The organism is Sulfitobacter sp. D7 (assembly GCF_003611275.1).
GTDB lineage: Bacteria > Pseudomonadota > Alphaproteobacteria > Rhodobacterales > Rhodobacteraceae > Sulfitobacter > Sulfitobacter profundi.
Map to the genome: position 1 here is coordinate 419685 of NZ_CP020694.1, position 18676 is coordinate 438360.

The following is an 18676-nucleotide window of genomic DNA, read 5'->3' on the forward strand; positions in this document are numbered from 1 at the left end:
CTAAAGGGGCTTTCCACGCATCAATCGGGGCAAGTCGCCCGTCAGCCCCGCCGCTTCGCGGATGAAGGTCCGGCGCAGGCCGGGCAGGGCGTTGATCGCGGCCATGCCCATGTCGCGGGCCAAGCGCAAAAGCGCATTGTCGTTCGAAAACAGCCGGTTAAAGCTGTCTGTCGCCAGCGCGAGGCTGGCATTGTCGAAGCGCCGCCATTCCTGATAACGCGCCAGTACCGCGTCGTTTCCGGGGTCTTCGCCCCGTCGCACCGCATCGGCAATCACCTCGGCCAAGGCCGCCACATCGCGCAGGCCCGCGTTCAGCCCCTGACCCGCGATGGGGTGCACGCCATGGGCCGCGTCGCCCAGAAGCGCCACGCGCGGCGCGGTCATGGAATGCGCCAGCGACAGGCCCAGCGGATAGCTGTAGCGCGGGCCGGTCAGAGAAATCTCACCCAGAAAGCTGCCGAAGCGCGGGCGCAGCACGTCAAGGTATTGCGCCTCGGGCAGGGCATTGATGGCGGCGGCATTGGCGCTGGCTTCGCTCCAGACGATCAGCGAGCGGTTGCCGGTTAGCGGTAAGATCGCCAGCGGGCCGGGGGGCATGAAGAACTGATGCGCGATGCCGTGGTGGGGTTTCTCGTGGTTGACCACACAGACCAATGCGGTTTGTGCATAGGACCATGCGATGCGCTTGATCCCGGCGCGTTCGGCGGTGCCGCTGCCGCGCCCATCGGCCCCGACTGCCAGTCGCGCGCGCAGGGTCTTGCCACCCTCCAGCGTCAGGGTGATGCCTGTCGGCTCTACCGTTTGATCGGTGACGCGGGTGTCGTTCAACAGGGTGATCGCCGGATCGGCCGCAACGGCCTTTAGCAAGGCGCGGCGCAGGTGGCGGTCTTCGACCATGTGGCCCATTGGGCCTTCTTCGATCTCGGCATGGTCGAAATGCATGAACATGGGCGAGGGGCCGGTTCCGGCGCGCCCATCGGTGACTTTGATCTCCAGCATCGGCTGGGCGTCGCCGGCGATCTCGGGCCAGATGCCGATGCCTTCCATCAACCTGACCGAGGTCAGCGCCAGCGCATAGGCGCGGCCATCGAAGTCGGCATTCTCAAAGGTCTGCGCGGGCAGGGCGTCAATCACCGCCACGCGCAAACCCGCGCGGCTGAGGGCCAGAGCAAGGGCAGGGCCGTTCAGCCCGCCGCCGATGATCGCGATATCGTGGTCAAAATCCATGGCCCTAGATATGACCTGCGCGCAGGGATTGTCCATGCGCCGAACGGTCGCTAGGTTCGCCACGAACATCGGCAAGGGGTACGACATGCACGAATTGTTGGAAATGACGGCAGCGGATCTGGGGCGCGGAATCGCGGCGGGCGATATCGACCCCGTGGCGCTTTGCGATACCTTTCTTGATGCCATCGACGCGCATCCGATGCGCGACCGTATCTATGCCCGCGTCACCCCCGAGCGCGCCCGCGCCGAAGCGGCGGCGGCGGCAGAGCGCGCCCGCGACGGCCAGCGCCTGTCGCCCCTCGATGGTGTGCCGATCTCTTGGAAAGACCTTTTTGACACCGCAGGCACGGCGACGGAGGCGGGGACCAAGCTGCTCGAAGGCCGCGTGCCGGAAAGCGACGCCGAAGTCCTCGCCAATGCCACGGCCATGGGGCTGGTCTGTTTGGGTAAGACCCATATGAGCGAATTGGCTTTTTCGGGCCTTGGTCATAACCCCAGCACTGCGACACCGCCTTGTGTCAACGAGCCTGACAGTGTGTCGGGCGGGTCGTCCTCCGGGGCGGCGGCTTCGGTTGCCTTTGGCCTGGCGGCGGCGGCGATTGGCTCCGATACGGGCGGGTCAGTGCGTATCCCGGCGGCGTGGAACGATCTGGTGGGGCTGAAAACCACAGCGGGCCGTGTCTCTCTGGCCGGGACGGTGCCGCTGGCGGCGAAGTTTGATACGGTCGGCCCGCTTTGCCGATCTGTCGAAGATGCAGCGCTGCTGCTGAGCGTTTTAGAAGGTGCCAAATCTCCCGATTTGCACGAAAGCGATCTCGAAGGTTGTCGTTTTGCGGTGTTGACCAACGTTGTGATGGAAGAGCTTTCCGAAGAGCCAAAGGCGGCTTTCAACGCGGCAGTGGAGCGGTTGCGAGACGCAGGTGCTACTGTCGATGAAATCGCCGTGCCCGAGGTCGAAGAGGCGATGCCGCTGAGTTCTTGTCTCTACACCACCGAAGCCTACGGGTTGTGGCGGGATGTGATCGAGGCGAACCCAGAGGCGATGTTCAGCGAAATTCTTGAGCGTTTTCGGTTGGGTAAGGGGTTCTCTGGCCCTGATTACGTCGCCGCTTGGGCCAAGCTTGATCTGGCGCGGGCGGGCTATGACCGGGCCGTGGCGGGCTATGACGCGGTGCTGGTGCCGACCGCGCCGATGCTGCCGCCGAACATCGAGCGGCTGAACAGCGATCACGACTATTACCTCGCGCAGAATCTCCTTTCGCTGCGCAACACGCGAGTCGCGAATCTCATGGGGCTCTGCGCGCTTACGTTGCCAACCGGAGCGCCGTCCTGCGGCATCTCTTTGATGGCGGCTTCCAATGCCGAAGAGCAGCTTTTGCGCCTTGGTGCAGCGGCTGAAGCGGCCCTGCGCGAGGCATAACAGCGCACGACCGAAAAGCCACAAGGGCGGCAAATCTCCCGGTTTTTCTGGACGGGAGAGGCGGCCTTGGGTACCTTGGGGCAAACGGGGCGCAAATGATCCCGATCCGAGGCAGTTTTGATGATGTATTCCGAGCGGTTTTCGAACCTTCCGGCCCACGTGTGGCCGCGCCTGCGTGCCTTGCTTGATGGGCATGAGGGCGGCGGTACGCCTATCCATATGACCATTGGCGAGCCGAAACATGCTTTCCCGGCTTGGGTCACGGATGAGATCACGAAACACGCCGAAGGTTTCAACAGATACCCGCCAAACGACGGCTCGCCCGAGTTGCGCGCCGCCATCGCCGCATGGATCGCGCGGCGCTACGGTGTCGAAATGGACCCCGAGACCGAAGTCATGGCCCTCAACGGCACCCGCGAGGGGCTATATAATGCCGTCATCGCGCTTTGCCCCGCGACGAAGAATGGGGAGAAATCGGCCATCCTGATGCCGAACCCCTTCTACCAAGTCTATATGATCGGCGCGATTTCCGGTGAGGCAGAGCCAATCATGGTGCCCGCCACCGCCGAAACCGGTCATTTGCCGGACTATGCCAGCCTGCCAGAAGACGTGCTGCGCCGCACCACGGCGGCCTATCTTTGCTCGCCCGCCAACCCGCAGGGCGTTGTCGCCTCGCGTGACTATTGGGCCGATCTGATCGCGCTGGCCGAGAAATATGATTTCCTGATCTTCGCCGATGAATGCTATTCCGAGATCTACCGCGACACGCCCCCCACCGGCGCGCTGGAGGTGGTTAAGGAACTCGGCACCGACCGCAACCGGGTGGTGATCTTTCACTCGCTGTCGAAACGCTCCAACCTGCCGGGGCTGCGTTCGGGCTTTGCCGCCAGCGGGGCAGAGACGATGCGCGAGATCAAGCAGCTGCGCAACTACGCGGGCGCGCCATTGCCGCTGCCCTTGCAACAGGCCGCTGCCGCTGTTTGGGCGGATGAGGCGCATGTGGAAGAGAACCGCGCGCTCTACCAAGAGAAATACGCCATCGCCGACCGGATCTTTGGCAATGTGCCGGGCTATGCGAGCCCCGAGGCGGGGTTCTTCTTGTGGCTCCCGGTCGAGGATGACGAGGCCGCAGCGCTGAAACTGTGGCGCGAGACAGGCGTGCGGGTGCTGCCCGGCAGCTATCTGGCGCAGAACGTAGACGGGGTTAATCCCGGTCAGAATTACATTCGGGTCGCCTTGGTGGCCCCAAAAGACGAAACGACGCGCGGGTTGGAAGCGATCCGCGACTGTCTGTATTCGACATAAGCGAGGGACGACATGGCATATCAGACACGGGGACGCGATCCATTGCTAGACAGCAACATGGCCGAGGCAATCGAAAAGCGCGGTCGTGAACTGCTGGGGCTGGCGCTGATCATGCTGGGCATTATGGCCGCCATGATGATCGGCAGCTATACGCCCGACGATCCCAACTGGATGGTCTCGACGGATGCGCCGGTGCAGAACTGGATGGGCCGGATCGGTGCCTCCATCGCTGCACCGTTGTTCATGATCGTTGGCTGGGGCGCTTGGGGCATTGCCATTGTCCTGCTGTTCTGGGGCGGGCGTTTCGCGCTGCATCAAGGCGATGACCGCGCCCTCGGGCGTCTGATCTTTGCTCCCATCGCCGTGGCGCTTGGGGCCATCTATGCCGCCACACTGGCCCCCGGTCAGGAATGGCTGTTGACCCATAGCTTCGGTCTGGGCGGGCTTTTTGGCGATACCGTCATGGGCGCGCTGCTGACGATCCTGCCCATCGGCTCGACCCTGACGGTCAAGCTGATGTCGCTTTTGATGGGCGTGGCAATCGTGGCTCTTGGTGCCTTTGTACTGGGTTTCACCAAGGCTGAGTTGTTGCGCATCGCGCGGTTCCTGCTGGTCGGTCTGATCATGGCCTATGCCGGGTTGATGACCCTTCTGGGCCGTGGCGCCAGCGGTGCCGTTGTGGCCGCGCAGAACCTGTCGGCCCGTCAGGCCGAACGCCGTGAGCGTCGCCGTCAGGAGGCTGAGGAAGCCGAGACTTGGGTCGCACAGGATGCTGGTCAGGATTATTACGCGCAGCAAGCCCCTATGCCTGAGCCGGAAGCAGAGCCGCGCAGCCTGTTTGGCCGCATGCCCGGTCTTATCAAACGCCCCGAAGCGGACGATATGCCCGAGCCGGAACTGATCGAGACCTACAGCGACGCCATCGTGGATGAGACACCGGGCGAGGAGCGCATCAAGAGCAAGATCGCCGATGTCATCAAGAACCGCGTCCGCAATGCCAATGCGATCCACACGCCCACAACCGCCCCGCTGACCAAAGGCCGGGGCCGTGGACCGGACCCGCTGTTGCTGAACACCAGCCAGCCCGCCACCCTGCGCGCCGAGCCGCCTTTGACCGCAGGCGCTGTCACCTTGCGCCCTGAGCCGCTGCTGCGCAGGCCGCAGGTTCAGCCTGAGCACGCACCGGAGCCGATGGTCGAAGACCCGATGATGCAAGACCCAATGGTTGAGCGCTACGAGGATACCGTCACCTCCGAAAGCCTGCCTTTGCAGCAAGCGCCTGCACCCGAAACGATGAAAATCCCCGTGGCCGAGCCGCGCAAAGTGGTGCATCAGCCAACCCGCAAGCCCGTGCAGCCCTCCAAGCAGGCACAGGTCGAAGCGCAGCCTGCTTTGACCTTCGACGACACGCATCCCGGATTTGAGCTGCCACCGCTGAGCCTTTTGGAAAGCCCCGAAGGCGTGCAGCGTTTGCACCTGAGCGATGAGGCGTTGGAAGAAAACGCGCGCATGTTGGAAACCGTGCTCGATGATTACGGCGTCAAGGGCGAGATTGTCGCCGTGCGCCCCGGCCCCGTCGTCACCATGTATGAGCTTGAGCCTGCGCCGGGTCTCAAGGCCAGCCGCGTCATCGGTCTTGCGGATGACATCGCGCGCTCCATGGCCGCGCTGTCGGCGCGTGTCTCGACCGTACCGGGCCGCAGCGTGATCGGGATCGAACTGCCGAATGAACACCGCGAGAAGGTGATCCTGCGCGAAATCCTGTCGAGTCGTGATTTCGGCGACGGCAACCAGCGCCTGCCGCTGGCGCTTGGTAAGGACATCGGCGGTGATCCGGTTGTCGCCAACCTTGCGAAAATGCCGCACCTGTTGATCGCGGGGACCACCGGTTCGGGTAAATCGGTGGCGATCAACACGATGATCCTGTCGCTGCTGTACAAGCTGACGCCGCAAGAATGCCGGATGATCATGATCGACCCCAAGATGCTGGAACTCAGCGTCTATGACGGCATTCCGCATCTGCTGTCCCCAGTTGTGACCGACCCGAAAAAGGCCGTTGTCGCGCTGAAATGGACCGTCGGAGAGATGGAAGAGCGCTATCGCAAGATGTCCAAAATGGGCGTGCGGAACATCGAAGGGTACAACGGTCGCGTCCGCGAAGCGCTGGCCAAGGGCGAGATGTTCTCTCGTACCGTGCAAACCGGCTTTGACGAAGATACCGGCGAGCCGATCTTTGAGACTGAGGAAAACACCCCCGAGGCGCTGCCCTATATTGTTGTCATCGTCGACGAGATGGCCGACCTGATGATGGTCGCGGGCAAGGAAATCGAAGCCTGCATTCAGCGTCTGGCGCAGATGGCGCGGGCATCGGGTATCCACCTGATCATGGCGACGCAGCGCCCCTCGGTCGATGTTATCACCGGCACGATCAAGGCGAACTTCCCGACGCGGATTTCCTTCCAAGTGACCTCGAAAATCGACAGTCGCACGATCTTGGGTGAAATGGGTGCCGAGCAGCTGCTGGGCATGGGCGACATGCTCTATATGGCGGGCGGGGCCAAGATCACCCGTTGCCACGGCCCCTTCGTCAGCGACGAAGAGGTCGAAGAGATCGTTAACCACCTCAAGCAGTTCGGTGAGCCCGACTATGTCGGTGGTGTGGTTGAAGGGCCGTCCGAGGATAAAGAAAGCAACATCGACGCGGTGCTGGGCCTTGGCGGCAATACCGATGGTGAAGACGCGCTTTATGACACCGCCGTTCAGGTGGTCATCAAAGACCGCAAATGCTCGACTTCTTACATCCAGCGCAAACTGGCGATCGGCTATAACAAGGCCGCGCGTTTGGTGGAGCAGATGGAGGAAGAGGGGCTCGTGTCTCCGGCCAACCATGTTGGCAAGCGCGAGATTCTGGTGCCGGAACAGGCATAGGCTACGCGCCCCCTCCCCTCTCGGGGGCGGTCATAAAGAAAAACACCGCCGGGCCTCCCTCCCGGCGGTGTTTTTTTATGGGGCAGAGGCTGCGATAGCGAAAAACCGCCCCCTGATATCGAATATCACGCCCACCCGCCCTATGTCAGAACGTGAGGCAACACAGGACGAACAACATGCGTAAACTTACTTCTGCTATTCTGGCGGTTGGTCTGGCCATATCGGCCCCCCTCGCGGCGGCGGCGCAGCAGCTGTCGCTGAACGAGATCTCGGGCTATCTGAACCAGCTTCGCACCGCCAAGGGCGACTTTACCCAGATCAACGATGATGGGTCGATCAGCACGGGCACGATCTATATCAAACGCCCCGGTAAGGTACGTTTCGAATATAACGCCCCTGATTCCGGTCTGGTCGTTGCGGGTGCCAATACGGTTGTGATCTATGACAAGAAATCCAACCAGCCGGCCGAGACCTATCCGCTGGCACGCACCCCGCTGTCGATCATCTTGGCGGATAACGTCAATCTGGGCCGGGCGAAAATGGTGACCGGTCACAGCTATGACGGCACCGCCACCACGGTCACGGCCCAAGACCCCGCCAACCCGCAATATGGCAACATCCAGATGAAGTTCACCGGCAACCCGGTGCAGCTGCGTCAGTGGATCATCAACGACGGCAATGGCAGTGCCACGACCGTTGTGCTGGGTGACATGCAGGTGGGGGGCAATATCTCCAACAGCCTGTTTGACACCGCAGGCGCACGGGCAGGCAGCAAACGCTAAGCGGCCCTGCTGAACAAAAAAAACGCCCCGGCTGATCCAGCCGGGGCGTTTTGCATTGGATTAGATCGTTTTTACCAGCGGCCCAAACGGCAGCCGGCGATCTGTCTTTCATACAGTTTGGCGCGGGAATCGACCTTGCCCGCGACCCCGACCAGCCAAGCCTTGCTGTTGTAGCTCTGCCGGGAAAAACCCGTGTGCCCCTCGTGATAGGCGAGGTATTGGTTCCGGGCGTCGTGCAGGGAAATGCCGTTCCGGTCGCGCGTCAGGTTCATGTACCAACCCATGAAATCGCTCGCGTCGCGGATCTCATCGCGTTTCGCACGCCAGCGGCCTTCGGATTCCAGATATTCATCCCATGTCGCGTCCAAGGCCTGTGAATAGCCAAAGGCGCTGGACTGGCGGCCCATCGGGATCACGCCCAGCACGTATTTGAACGGCGTCCGCGCGTCAGCCACGAATTTGCTTTCTTGATGGATGGTGGCCATCTGCACGTGGATCGGTACACCCCATTTGCGCTCGGTCGCGCGGAATGCCCTCAGATAGTCGGGGTGCTCTTTCAGGATCGTGCAGGCGTTATCCAGATCACGCGGGGCCGTTTGAGGCCCGCCGCCGCAGGATGCCACCAGCAGTACGATCATCATTGCGCAAAAATGCTTGCTCATCTGCCTCTCGCCTCTCGTTTTTTGTTAGGGGACGTTTTTTCAAAAGACTTTAACCGATTCACCCCCTTCATCACATCACTAAATTGGGAAATTACGCGCCGCGTTGCGCGATATTGCGCTGACCGCGCAGCCCTGCGCAGGCGGTATTCCGCGAAATCCCGACAAACCTGTTGATCGCCCGCCCGGAGTGCTGCCGGAAACCCACTGTCGGTGCTGCGTTCACAGTCTGTTTCCCCGCGCGGAGCCGCCTTGATTGGACAAAAGCCCCTTGAAAGGGCTACCGTCGAGGGGTAGGGGCAGCATGTTATGATACGTACGCGCGCAAAATATCACCTCGGGCAAATCGTCCGTCACAAGAAGCATCCCTTTCGGGGTGTGATTTTTGACGTCGACCCGGAATTCGCAAATACCGAAGAATGGTATGAGGCGATTCCCGAAGAGAACCGTCCGGTGAAAGACCAGCCGTTCTATCATCTCTTGGCCGAGAATGATCAGAGCTACTATGTGGCCTATGTGTCCGAGCAGAACCTCGTGGCTGATTATTCGGGGGAGCCTGTGGACCACCCCGATATCCCCGATCTTTTCGGCCCCTTCACCGACGGTGCCTATCCGCTGCATTTCCAGATGAACTGAGCCCGGCGGGCCGTCGCTTGCCCGCCGGACATTTCATCAATACCCCAAGGCACAGCCGTCCTTGCGCGGGTCGCTCGCGCCTTCCAGCACGCCATCTTCGCGGATGCGGATCGCCTGTGCGCCGCCGATTGCCGTTTCAGGCACCTCAACCTTATGGCCCAGATCGCTCAAGGTTTGGCGGACGTCGTCGCCAAAGCCGCGTTCGACCTTCATCACTTGCCCATCGGCAAAGGCGCGCGGCGCGTCGATGGCGCTTTGCACGTCCATGCCGAAATCGGTGAGGTTCGAGGCAAAGCACGCGTGGCCGCAGGGCTGATAGGCCCCGCCCATCACGCCAAAGGGCATGGTCACGCGACCGTTTTCGCGGATCATGCCGGGAATGATCGTATGCATCGGGCGTTTGCCGCCTTTCAGCTCATTCGGGTGGCCTTGTTCCAGCGTGAAGCCCGCGCCACGGTTTTGCAGCAGGATGCCGAACTTATCCGACGCGATGCCAGCGCCGAAGCCATGGAAGATCGAATAGATCAGCGAGACCGACATCCCGTCCCCATCCACCACGGTGATATAGATCGTGTCTTTGTGCACCGCCTCGCTGATCGGCGCGGCGGCGGCCATGGCGCGTTTGGGATCGATCAGCGCTGCAAGGGCGCGGGCGGTCTCAGCCGCCAACATATGCTCCAACCGCGTGGTGTGATCCGGGTCCGCCAGAAACCGGTTGCGCGCGTCATAGGCCAGTTTGGTGGCCTCGGCCTCAATATGCAGCCGCTCGGCTCCCAGTGGGTCCATTCCGGCGATGTCGAAGTGATCTAGGATATTCATCAGAAGCAGGGCGGTCGCCCCTTGGCCATTGGGCGGATGTTCGACCACTTCGAGGTCTTTGTAGTGGCCCGACACGGGCGTCGAGACCTCGGCGCGGGCGCTGGCGAAATCCTCGGCGCTATGGCTGCCACCTGCGGCTTGCAGGGTGGCGATCATGTCTTCGGCGATCTCTCCGGTGTAGAAGGCATCGCGCCCTTTCGCGGCCACGCGGCGCAGCACTTCGGCCTGTCCCGGCGCGCGGAAAATATCACCGACGCGGGGCGTTTTACCTTTGATGAGGAAGTGGTCCCGCGCGCGCCCCTGAAGGGTGCCGCCGTCCGTGGCCCAATCAAAAGCCACGCGCGGGGCGATGGGTACCCCGGCGTCGGCATAGTGGATCGCAGGGGCCAGCAACGCGTCCAGCCCCAGCTTGCCGAGGCTGTCGGACAGGTGGCAAAAGGCATCTATGGCGGTGGGAATGGTCACCGCATCGGCTGAGCGCAGCGGCACCGTCTTCTCGCCCTTGTCGCGCAGCTTGGCGGCGTCCAGCGCTGCGGGTGCGCGGCCTGAGCCGTTTAGCGCATGGACTTCTTCGCTCCCCGCCGGAGAGTAGAGCACGAAGCAATCGCCGCCAATCCCGGTCATCTGTGGCTCGCAAATGCCCAGCAGGACCGCCCCGGCAATGGCCGCGTCCATGGCGTTGCCCCCGCGCGCAAGGATATCGACCGCCGCCCGCGCGGCGAGCGGGTGCGACGTGGCGCAGATGCCATTGGTGGCCAAGACCGGTGACCGGCCGGGAAAGTGAAAATCGCGCATGTGCTGTCCCTCGCTGATATATCAGCGTGACCCTAGACGGTCATTTCGGTTCTGCCAATGCGGGGAAAGATCCTCGGCACCGCGTACTGGGTGGGGGCTATTAAACACGGTGCCGAGGGAAGCTATTTGCAGCTACAGGCACTCTTTTGCCCTACAACCAAGGCGCAATTGTGATCCGAGCGGGGCCGTTTTGCGAAATCTGCCTGCTGCACTGCCGCAGGGGTTAACGCGGCGGCAACCCGACCGGGAGCCGCAGGTCGATCCGGTTTTTTTGGGCCAGGCGGCGATAACTTAAGTCCTTTGCCAGATCGCGGATCAGAAACCAGCCAAAGCCCCCTTCGGGAAGATCGCAGACCGGGCGGTCGATCTCTTGCGGCAGGCCCAAGGGCGCTTGCAAATCGGGCATCGGCAGCCCCTCGTCCGACACGGCAAGGTGCAGGCCATCGGGCGCATGATGACAAGCAATATGGATGGGGCCGGGAAGGTCGGCATCCGAATAGGCATGTTCGACGATATTGTTGAGCATTTCGGCGACGACCAATCGCACCACGCAGACCTCTTTGGCCTCAAGCGCGAGGCAAGTGAGACCGTCCAGCAAAAGCGTCAGAGCCTCCCGCGCGGCGTGGGGGCCGCTGTGAACGGTGATCTCAAACGGGCAAAGCGCAGAGCGCGCGGCGGGCTGCCGCATGGCACTATCCCCGGTGCGCGCTGAGGGCGGCGTCCAGCGTGTGAAAAATGCCAAAGACCGTGTCCATCCGGGTAAGGGTAAAGACCTTTTCCACCGCCGGAGTTAGCCCGGCCAGCACCAAGGCCCGCTGCGGTGCCAGATGTTTCATCGCCGCCACGATCGCGCCCAGCCCGCTGGAATCGATGAAGTTGACCCGGTGCAGGTCAAGGATCACCACCGATGGCGCTTGGGTGGTGGCGCGGCGCACCGCGTCCTTGAACTCCAGCGCGGCGGCGGCGTCGATCCGTTCGTGCAGCACGCTGACCACGCAAAAGCGGTCTTCTGTTTTGGCGGAAACTTCCATAAACATGCCTCGAGACTTTGAAGTTCGAGACGTGATTAACCGTAAAACCTTACCAACTGGTGTGCGGTGCAACTCTAGGAGAACGTGATGCGCAATGTCGTGATAACCGGTGCAGCCAGAACCCCGATGGGCGGTTTTCAAGGGGCTTTCCAAGGGCTGACAGCCGCGGAATTGGGCGGCAGTGCGATCAAGGCGGCGTTGGGAACGACGGATCCCGCCGAGGTGCAGGAGCTGCTGATGGGCTGTGTTTTGCCCGCAGGGCAGGGCCAAGCGCCCGCGCGTCAGGCCGGGTTCAAGGCAGGTCTGGGCGAAGAAGTGCCCGCCACTACGCTTAACAAAATGTGCGGCTCTGGCATGAAAGCGGCGATGATGGCCTTTGACCAAATCGCGCTTGGCCATACCGATGTGATGGTCGCGGGCGGCATGGAGAGCATGACCAACGCGCCCTATGTGCTGCCGAAAATGCGCGGCGGGGCGCGGTTGGGCCATGGGCAGGTGATCGACCATATGTTCCTTGATGGCTTGGAAGACGCCTATGACAAAGGCCGTCTGATGGGCACCTTTGCCGAAGATTGCGCCGAGCGGTTTCAGTTTACCCGTGAGACCCAAGACAACTATGCACTGGCGTCGCTGTCGCGGGCGATTGAGGCCCAAGAGGGCGGTGCCTTTGCCGATGAAATCGCCCCGGTTGAGGTGACATCGCGCAAGGGCAGCACCACGGTCGGCGCGGATGAGCAGCCTGCCAGCGCCCGGCCCGAGAAGATCCCTCAGTTAAAACCAGCCTTCCGTGAGGGGGGTACGGTGACGGCGGCGAATTCCTCGTCGATCTCCGACGGGGCGGCGGCGCTGGTGCTGGCGGATGAGGAGACAGCCAAGACCCGCGGCCAGACCATCCGCGCTCGGATCGTCGGCCATGCCAGCCACGCCCAAGCGCCGGGGCTTTTCACCACCGCACCCGTGCCCGCAGCGCAGAAACTGCTGGAGCGGATCGGCTGGAAAAAAGAAGACGTGGACCTGTGGGAGGTCAATGAAGCCTTCGCCGTGGTGCCGCTGGCCTTCATGCATGAAATGGACCTCTCGCATGACATCGTGAACGTCAACGGCGGCGCCTGTGCGCTTGGCCATCCCATCGGTGCCTCAGGCGCGCGGATCATGGTGACCCTGTTGAACGCACTGGAAAAGCGCGGGTTGAAGCGCGGTGTCGCGGCGATCTGCATCGGCGGCGGCGAAGGCACGGCCATCGCGATTGAACGCCCCTGATCCCACGGCTTTTTGACGTATCCAAAGGGGGGCGGGCTGCCTCCCTTTCTCTATCTGCAATATGAGTTTTTCCATGACAGTCGACTACCAAACCCTATCGAAAACCATTGCCGCTCTGACGGAGGGCGAAGACGATGCCGTGGCGCTGATGGCCACCATCGCCTGCGAGGTACATCACGCAGATGACCGGTTCGACTGGACCGGGTTCTACCGTGTCACCGCGCCTGAGTTGCTTAAGATCGGGCCCTATCAAGGCGGACACGGCTGTTTGGTGATCCCGTTTTCGCGCGGGGTCTGCGGGGCTGCGGCCCGCACGGGCGAGGTGCAATTGGTGGAAGATGTCGATGCCTTCCCGGGCCATATCGCCTGCGCCTCGTCGACGCGGTCGGAATTGGTGCTGCCGGTCTGGAACGGCGCGGGGGAATTGCTGGGGGTCTTTGATATCGACAGCGACCAGCCCAATGCATTCACCCAAGCGGATGCCGTTGCATTGGCCGCGATCCTCAAAGACAGTTTCGCTGCGGTCGCCTGACCGCCACGCGCCGCTTGATCCGCGGGGCGGCATCTGCGAGGGGGAACCATGGATAGCGAATATAACCCGCCGCAGGACCCGCTGGTCATTCTGCATGAAGACGCCGAAGTTTTGCTGGTCGATAAGCCCTCCGGTTTGCTGAGCGTGCCCGGCAAAGGCGAGCATCTGGCTGATTGCCTGATCGCGCGGGTGCAGGCGGTCTTTCCCGAGGCGTTGCTGGTGCATCGGTTGGATCGGGACACCTCGGGCGTGATGATCTTTGCGATGACACCCCATGCACAGCGCCATCTTGGGCTGCAGTTTGAAAAACGCATGACGCGAAAAACCTATGTTGCTCGGGTCTGGGGTGTGCCGGAAGAGAAGTCCGGCACGGTCGATCTGCCGCTGATCGTTGATTGGCCCAATCGTCCGCTGCAGATGGTGTGTCATGAGACCGGCAAGCCCGCGCAGACCGACTGGAAAAAGATCAAGTCCGATGGCGAGACCGCGCGCATGCGCCTGTTCCCCAAAACAGGACGCAGCCACCAGCTGCGCGTGCATATGCTGGCGCTTGGGCATCCTATTCTGGGCGATCCGTTCTATGCCACCGGGCCTGCGCGAGATTTTCCTCGGTTGATGCTGCACAGTGAAGAGTTGCGGTTTAACCATCCGCAGGGCGGGGCATCGACCAAGGTCCGGGCGAAGGCGCCGTTCTGAAGGGCGCTCCGTGCCCAGCCTTTCGATGTGAGGCGGGGCGGGATCGGTATTTAAGAAAGGATGAAGGAGAAGGGGGCCGTGGCGCTGCGGTGAAGTTTTGCTTTGTGGCAATCGGGGGGTGAAAATGGCGGGGTTTGCGATTACCTCTAGCCTATCTGTTCACAGATTGACCCGGAGGATATCATGGGCTTGCGTATCAACGACACTATTCCCGACCTTACCGTCGAAACCGATCAGGGCAGTTTTTCGCTGCATGAGTTCGTCGGTGACAGCTGGGCGATCCTGTTCTCGCATCCGAAGGATTTCACCCCCGTTTGCACGACCGAATTCGGCGCCGTGGCGCGGCTCTCCGATGAGTGGGAAAAGCGCGGCACCAAGGTGATCGGCGTGAGTGTTGACGGGGTGGAAGAGCATAAAAAGTGGAAGGGCGATATTGAGAAGGTTGCGGGCACAAAGGCCGGTTTCCCGATTATCGCTGACGCAGGGCTCGAGGTGTCGAAGGCTTTTGATATGCTGCCCGCCGAAGCCTATATGCCTGATGGTCGCACGCCCAATGACAGTGCCACTGTACGCTCGGTCTTTATCATTTCGCCGGATAAGCAGTTGAAGCTGAGCATGACCTACCCGATGAACGTGGGCCGCAACTTTGCCGAGGTCCTGCGGGCGCTGGATGGGTTGCAGACTGCCGGCAAGAATGGCGTCGCAACGCCGGCGGATTGGCAGGTGGGCGAGGATGTGATCATTCCCGCGACCGTGTCAGACGAGGACGCCAAGGCGAAGTTCGGGGCGTTTGAGACTGTGTTGCCCTATCTGCGTAAGGCCAAGCTGCCGGGTTGATGCGCTGTTAGCGATGGCCGAGCTTATGCGCGAAGGCCATCGCTTTTTCATGCAGCAAGCGGCGCTGTTTGCGCAGGCCATAGAGCGGCGATCGGCGGAACTGACCTCGGTTTCCGCCTGAACGGGCGGAAATGTCACTGTCGAACCGCCCAGCGGTCACGAGGCTTTGGGCGGTTGCCAGCCCCATGTCGGAACGTGTGAGGACTTGTCTTAACATATTGTCTGCGGGGCAGAAAATAGGCTCGGAGGCGGCAAGGAAGGCATTGGCTCCGGCGCGGTTCCAGATCAGCGCATGGGCGAGCATGGGGAAATAGTGGGCGCGGAGCACCTCAATGCCTGCGACCTTGGCCATGGGACTGGTGATCTTCAAGCGCGTTGCGCCTAAGTTGACGCAGTGCCAATCGTCGCGGGCGCGGAGCCATTTTATCAGTTGCGGCACGGCAGTTTTGAAATCAGGCTGCAGGGCGATATCATCTTCGAAAACGAAGCCGATCTCATCGCCGCTTTCTAGAAAGGCCGTGGCGGCGCGCTGGTGGGAGACGTAGCATCCGACCTCACCTTGGGTCATCGAGCGGCCCATGAACCGTCGGGCTTTGCTATCATCATAGGGCGCGAACTGCGCGAGGTCGATTTCACGCCCGTCAAATGCGTCTACGCGGATCGGGTCGACTTGCGCCCCGTCCAGTTCGGCCTTCGCGCTGTCCAGCCGTTGGGGGGAGGCGGCGAGATTGATGACGAATCCCTTGGGGCGCTGCGGCATGGATTTGACCTCATCCCTGTCGGCCCGGGGGACGGCAACAGGTTCTTACGGGTTAAACTTTGGGGGTGGGTCGACCGCGCAGCCAGTTTTTGAATCGTTTGAAGGCGGAAGGCGGTTTGTGGGCGACGCTGACAAACCCGATGTGCTGGCAAGCGCCGGGTTTCAGAAAGGCCGTAAATTTACCCTGTTTGCGCAGGTGACGCGAAATATGGCTTTCACGTTTGAAACCGCTGAAGCCGCCAACCTCTTTCCAGAGGGAGAGGGGGGCAAGATGCGGGTTGAACGTATAGCCATACCATTTAGGGCTGAGAGCATCCATGCGCGCGTAGGAGACGCCTGCACAGTCCTCCTTGACGATCTGGGCGCGGGCCGCGTCTTCGATGAAGAAGTTATCGGTGTCGCGGAAACAGACCGAGGAAATATCGGGATGTGCCTCTAGCAGGCGCAGGGCGTCATCTAAAAAATCGTGGCGGGTGAATTCCCAGTCGTCTTCCATGTGAAAGACATAAGGCGTGCGCACCTTGGCATACATGGCGTCAACGGCGGGGTGGTGTCCGACCTGTTTGCCCAGATCAATGCGTTGGCCGTGGGGGCAGAGACGGTCGAAGACCGCGCTTGTTTCGGCATCGCCAAAGTCGTTGATGCCAATGATGGGGAGCTTACGCAGTTCCGGGCCGAGGCTTTCGAGCGTTTGTTGCAGGACATCGGGGCGCAGCCCCATGGTGATGCAAATCGTGACCAGATTCTCTGCGCTCATGTCTTGTACTGCCCTGCGGGAAAAACTGCGGACCCTGGTGAGGGTCCGCAGCAGGTTTTAATCAACCTTCTGCCGGTTCTTTCTTCTCGGCAGCGACTTCTTCACCAGTTTCCTGATCGACGACTTTCATCGACAGGCGCACCTTGCCGCGATCGTCAAAGCCCAGAAGCTTCACTTTCACTTCCTGACCTTCCTTCAGAACGTCCGAAGGGTGGTTCAGGCGGCGGTTTTCGATCTGAGACACGTGTACCAGACCGTCGCGCTTGCCAAAGAAGTTCACGAAGGCGCCGAAATCGACGATCTTCACGACGGTGCCGGTGTAGACCGCGCCCTCTTCGGGCTCTGCCACGATCGAATAGATCATGTCGTAGGCCTTTTTGATGGCGTCGCCATTGGCGCTGGCGATCTTGATGATGCCTTCGTCGTTGATGTCGACCTTGGCGCCAGAGACTTCGACGATCTCGCGGATCACCTTGCCGCCGGACCCGATCACTTCACGGATCTTGTCGGTGGGGATCTGCATGGTCTCGATGCGCGGTGCGTGCACGGAGAAGTCCGCTGCGCCGGAGATCGCTTTGTTCATCTCGCCAAGGATGTGGATACGGCCTTCTTTGGCCTGAGCCAAGGCTTTTTCCATGATCTCGGGCGTGATGCCTGCGACCTTGATGTCCATCTGCAGCGAGGTGATGCCCGCTTCGGTACCGGCCACTTTGAAGTCCATGTCGCCGAGGTGGTCTTCGTCACCCAGGATGTCCGACAGGATCGCGTAGGAGCCGTCATCTTCGAGGATCAGGCCCATCGCCACACCGGCCACAGCCGATTTCAGCGGCACGCCTGCGTCCATCATGGACAGCGAACCACCGCAGACCGATGCCATCGACGAGGAGCCGTTGGATTCGGTGATCTCGGACACGAGACGGATGGTGTAGGGGAAGTCTGTGGCTGCGGGCAGAACCGCCTGCAAGGCACGCCAAGCGAGCTTACCGTGGCCAACTTCACGACGGCCGGGAGGGCCCACGCGACCAACTTCACCAACCGAGTAGGGGGGGAAGTTATAGTGCAGCAGGAAGTTCGATTTGAAGTTGCCGTGCAGCGCGTCGATGAACTGCTCATCGTCGCCGGTGCCGAGCGTGGTCACGACGAGACCTTGCGTTTCACCACGGGTGAAGAGCGCCGAGCCGTGGGTCCGCGGCAGGATGCCGGTTTCTGCCACGATATCGCGGATTTCGTCGGTGCGACGACCGTCGATACGCTTGCCGGTTTTCACCACGTCGCCGCGCAGGATGCTGGCCTCAAGGCCCTTCATCGCGGAGCCGAGGTTCTTGTCCTCCAGCTGCTCTTCGCTGAGCTTGCCTTTGATCGTCTCGCGGGCGGCGGCAACAGCGGCGGTGCGCTCTTGCTTGTCGGCGATGGCGAATGCGGCACGCATTTCGTCTTCACCGGCAGCTTTTACAGCGGCGGACAGATCAGAGTAGTCGTCGGGCTGGAAGTCAAACGGCTCTTTCGCGGCGTCTTCGGCCAGATCGATGATCAGGTCGATCACCGGCTGGATCTGCTCATGGGCGAACTTAACGGCGCCCAGCATTTCCTCTTCCGACAGCTCATAGGCTTCGGATTCGACCATCATCACGGCGTCTTTGGTGCCGGCGACAACCAGATCGAGGCGCTGCTCGGGGTTCAGGCGCAGGTCCTGCATGTCGTCGATTGTTGGGTTCAGGATGTAATCGCCATCCTCATAGCCCACGCGGCAGCCAGCGATCGGGCCACGGAACGGCGCGCCGGAGATCGTCAGCGCGGCGGAAGCGGCGATCATGGCGACCATATCGGGGTCGTTGACCAGATCGTGGCTCAGCACGGTGCACATCACCAGAACTTCGTTTTTGAAGCCGGGGACAAAGAGCGGGCGGATCGGACGGTCGATCAGACGCGCGGTCAGGGTCTCTTTCTCGGTGGGGCGGGCCTCACGCTTGAAGAAGCCACCCGGTACTTTACCGGCGGCATAATATTTCTCTTGGTAGTGCACGGTCAGGGGGAAGAAGTCCTGGCCCGGCTTTTGCTGACGTGCGTACGTCACGTTGGCCATAACGCTGGTTTCCCCCAGCGTGGCAATCACCGACCCGTCCGCCTGACGGGCAACCTTACCGGTTTCCAGTGTCAGCGTCTCTTCGCCCCACTGGATCGATTTTTTCGTTACATTAAACATCTACGTTTCCTTTTTGGCCCATTGGCCAT

At 61.5% G+C, this 18676-nt stretch carries 17 protein-coding genes; 9 read left to right on the forward strand and 8 right to left on the reverse strand.

The features are described from left to right. The gene (locus tag B5M07_RS02035; protein WP_120350015.1) at nt 1-1227 is read right to left on the reverse strand and encodes an FAD-dependent monooxygenase; all 1227 of its coding nucleotides are present in this window, start codon (nt 1225-1227) and stop codon (nt 1-3) included. Nucleotides 1228-1312: 85 nt separating this feature from the next. Here B5M07_RS02035 and B5M07_RS02040 point away from each other — a divergent pair, with 85 nt between their 5' ends. The 4 genes from B5M07_RS02040 to B5M07_RS02055 all read left to right on the forward strand — a co-directional run bounded on the left by B5M07_RS02040 (nt 1313) and on the right by B5M07_RS02055 (nt 7662). Further along, on the forward strand, nt 1313-2647 hold the full coding sequence (locus tag B5M07_RS02040; RefSeq protein WP_120350016.1) for an amidase: 1335 nt from the start codon (nt 1313-1315) through the stop codon (nt 2645-2647). Between the two features lie 123 nt (nt 2648-2770). Then, nucleotides 2771-3952, forward strand: a complete 1182-nt coding sequence (locus B5M07_RS02045) for an aminotransferase class I/II-fold pyridoxal phosphate-dependent enzyme (protein ID WP_120350017.1) — start codon at nt 2771-2773, stop codon at nt 3950-3952. Between the two features lie 12 nt (nt 3953-3964). Beyond that, entirely contained in the window at nt 3965-6880 is a 2916-nt protein-coding gene (locus B5M07_RS02050; protein ID WP_120350018.1) for a DNA translocase FtsK, read from the forward strand. A gap of 176 nt (nt 6881-7056) precedes the next feature. Next, nucleotides 7057-7662: a LolA family protein gene (locus B5M07_RS02055; RefSeq protein WP_120350019.1), complete on the forward strand. Its 606-nt coding sequence runs from the start codon at nt 7057-7059 to the stop codon at nt 7660-7662. A gap of 71 nt (nt 7663-7733) precedes the next feature. Here B5M07_RS02055 and B5M07_RS02060 read toward each other — a convergent pair whose 3' ends face one another. Beyond that, nucleotides 7734-8324, reverse strand: a complete 591-nt coding sequence (locus B5M07_RS02060) for a transglycosylase SLT domain-containing protein (protein ID WP_067936426.1) — start codon at nt 8322-8324, stop codon at nt 7734-7736. Nucleotides 8325-8630: 306 nt separating this feature from the next. Here B5M07_RS02060 and hspQ point away from each other — a divergent pair, with 306 nt between their 5' ends. Beyond that, a complete protein-coding gene (gene hspQ / locus B5M07_RS02065) occupies nt 8631-8957 on the forward strand; it encodes a heat shock protein HspQ (protein ID WP_067261750.1) in 327 nt (108 codons plus the stop codon). Between the two features lie 36 nt (nt 8958-8993). Here hspQ and B5M07_RS02070 read toward each other — a convergent pair whose 3' ends face one another. From B5M07_RS02070 to B5M07_RS02080, 3 genes are all read right to left on the reverse strand, one after another. Beyond that, a complete protein-coding gene (locus B5M07_RS02070) occupies nt 8994-10571 on the reverse strand; it encodes a gamma-glutamyltransferase family protein (RefSeq protein WP_120350020.1) in 1578 nt (525 codons plus the stop codon). 223 nt (nt 10572-10794) lie between these two features. Then, nucleotides 10795-11259 carry an ATP-binding protein gene (locus tag B5M07_RS02075; RefSeq protein ID WP_120350021.1) on the reverse strand — a complete coding sequence of 155 codons (465 nt, stop codon included), beginning with the start codon at nt 11257-11259 and terminating at the stop codon, nt 10795-10797. A 4-nt stretch (nt 11260-11263) separates the two neighbouring features. After that, a complete protein-coding gene (locus B5M07_RS02080; RefSeq protein ID WP_120352124.1) occupies nt 11264-11602 on the reverse strand; it encodes an STAS domain-containing protein in 339 nt (112 codons plus the stop codon). An 87-nt stretch (nt 11603-11689) separates the two neighbouring features. Between B5M07_RS02080 and B5M07_RS02085 the strand changes: the two genes are divergently transcribed. The 4 genes from B5M07_RS02085 (at nt 11690) to B5M07_RS02100 (ending at nt 14927) form a co-directional block, all read left to right on the forward strand. Then, nucleotides 11690-12862, forward strand: coding sequence for a thiolase family protein (locus B5M07_RS02085; protein WP_120350022.1), 1173 nt, complete (start codon nt 11690-11692; stop codon nt 12860-12862). 73 nt (nt 12863-12935) lie between these two features. After that, nucleotides 12936-13394 carry a GAF domain-containing protein gene (locus B5M07_RS02090; RefSeq protein ID WP_120352125.1) on the forward strand — a complete coding sequence of 153 codons (459 nt, stop codon included), beginning with the start codon at nt 12936-12938 and terminating at the stop codon, nt 13392-13394. 48 nt (nt 13395-13442) lie between these two features. After that, the gene (locus tag B5M07_RS02095; RefSeq protein WP_120350023.1) at nt 13443-14090 is read left to right on the forward strand and encodes a pseudouridine synthase; all 648 of its coding nucleotides are present in this window, start codon (nt 13443-13445) and stop codon (nt 14088-14090) included. 183 nt (nt 14091-14273) lie between these two features. After that, on the forward strand, nt 14274-14927 hold the full coding sequence (locus tag B5M07_RS02100) for a peroxiredoxin (RefSeq protein WP_067937672.1): 654 nt from the start codon (nt 14274-14276) through the stop codon (nt 14925-14927). Between the two features lie 7 nt (nt 14928-14934). On the opposite strand, the gene B5M07_RS02105 is transcribed toward B5M07_RS02100, so the two are convergent. The 3 genes from B5M07_RS02105 to pnp all read right to left on the reverse strand — a co-directional run bounded on the left by B5M07_RS02105 (nt 14935) and on the right by pnp (nt 18647). Continuing rightward, nucleotides 14935-15687, reverse strand: coding sequence for a glycosyltransferase family 25 protein (locus tag B5M07_RS02105; protein ID WP_120350024.1), 753 nt, complete (start codon nt 15685-15687; stop codon nt 14935-14937). 52 nt (nt 15688-15739) lie between these two features. Then, entirely contained in the window at nt 15740-16444 is a 705-nt protein-coding gene (locus B5M07_RS02110) for a glycosyltransferase (RefSeq protein WP_120350025.1), read from the reverse strand. Between the two features lie 61 nt (nt 16445-16505). Beyond that, nucleotides 16506-18647, reverse strand: a complete 2142-nt coding sequence (pnp, locus tag B5M07_RS02115) for a polyribonucleotide nucleotidyltransferase (RefSeq protein ID WP_120350026.1) — start codon at nt 18645-18647, stop codon at nt 16506-16508. Between the last annotated feature and the right edge of the window lie 29 nt (nt 18648-18676).

Coding starts and splice junctions, on each gene's coding strand:
- hspQ (WP_067261750.1), top strand. CDS start 8,631: ATGATACGTACGCGCGCAAAATATCACCTCGGGCAAATCGTCCGTCAC.
- B5M07_RS02055 (WP_120350019.1), top strand. CDS start 7,057: ATGCGTAAACTTACTTCTGCTATTCTGGCGGTTGGTCTGGCCATATCG.
- B5M07_RS02095 (WP_120350023.1), top strand. CDS start 13,443: ATGGATAGCGAATATAACCCGCCGCAGGACCCGCTGGTCATTCTGCAT.
- B5M07_RS02045 (WP_120350017.1), top strand. CDS start 2,771: ATGTATTCCGAGCGGTTTTCGAACCTTCCGGCCCACGTGTGGCCGCGC.
- B5M07_RS02080 (WP_120352124.1), bottom strand. CDS start 11,602: ATGGAAGTTTCCGCCAAAACAGAAGACCGCTTTTGCGTGGTCAGCGTG.
- B5M07_RS02105 (WP_120350024.1), bottom strand. CDS start 15,687: ATGCCGCAGCGCCCCAAGGGATTCGTCATCAATCTCGCCGCCTCCCCC.
- B5M07_RS02060 (WP_067936426.1), bottom strand. CDS start 8,324: ATGAGCAAGCATTTTTGCGCAATGATGATCGTACTGCTGGTGGCATCC.
- B5M07_RS02050 (WP_120350018.1), top strand. CDS start 3,965: ATGGCATATCAGACACGGGGACGCGATCCATTGCTAGACAGCAACATG.
- B5M07_RS02090 (WP_120352125.1), top strand. CDS start 12,936: ATGACAGTCGACTACCAAACCCTATCGAAAACCATTGCCGCTCTGACG.
- pnp (WP_120350026.1), bottom strand. CDS start 18,647: ATGTTTAATGTAACGAAAAAATCGATCCAGTGGGGCGAAGAGACGCTG.
- B5M07_RS02070 (WP_120350020.1), bottom strand. CDS start 10,571: ATGCGCGATTTTCACTTTCCCGGCCGGTCACCGGTCTTGGCCACCAAT.
- B5M07_RS02100 (WP_067937672.1), top strand. CDS start 14,274: ATGGGCTTGCGTATCAACGACACTATTCCCGACCTTACCGTCGAAACC.
- B5M07_RS02085 (WP_120350022.1), top strand. CDS start 11,690: ATGCGCAATGTCGTGATAACCGGTGCAGCCAGAACCCCGATGGGCGGT.
- B5M07_RS02040 (WP_120350016.1), top strand. CDS start 1,313: ATGCACGAATTGTTGGAAATGACGGCAGCGGATCTGGGGCGCGGAATC.
- B5M07_RS02110 (WP_120350025.1), bottom strand. CDS start 16,444: ATGAGCGCAGAGAATCTGGTCACGATTTGCATCACCATGGGGCTGCGC.
- B5M07_RS02035 (WP_120350015.1), bottom strand. CDS start 1,227: ATGGATTTTGACCACGATATCGCGATCATCGGCGGCGGGCTGAACGGC.
- B5M07_RS02075 (WP_120350021.1), bottom strand. CDS start 11,259: ATGCGGCAGCCCGCCGCGCGCTCTGCGCTTTGCCCGTTTGAGATCACC.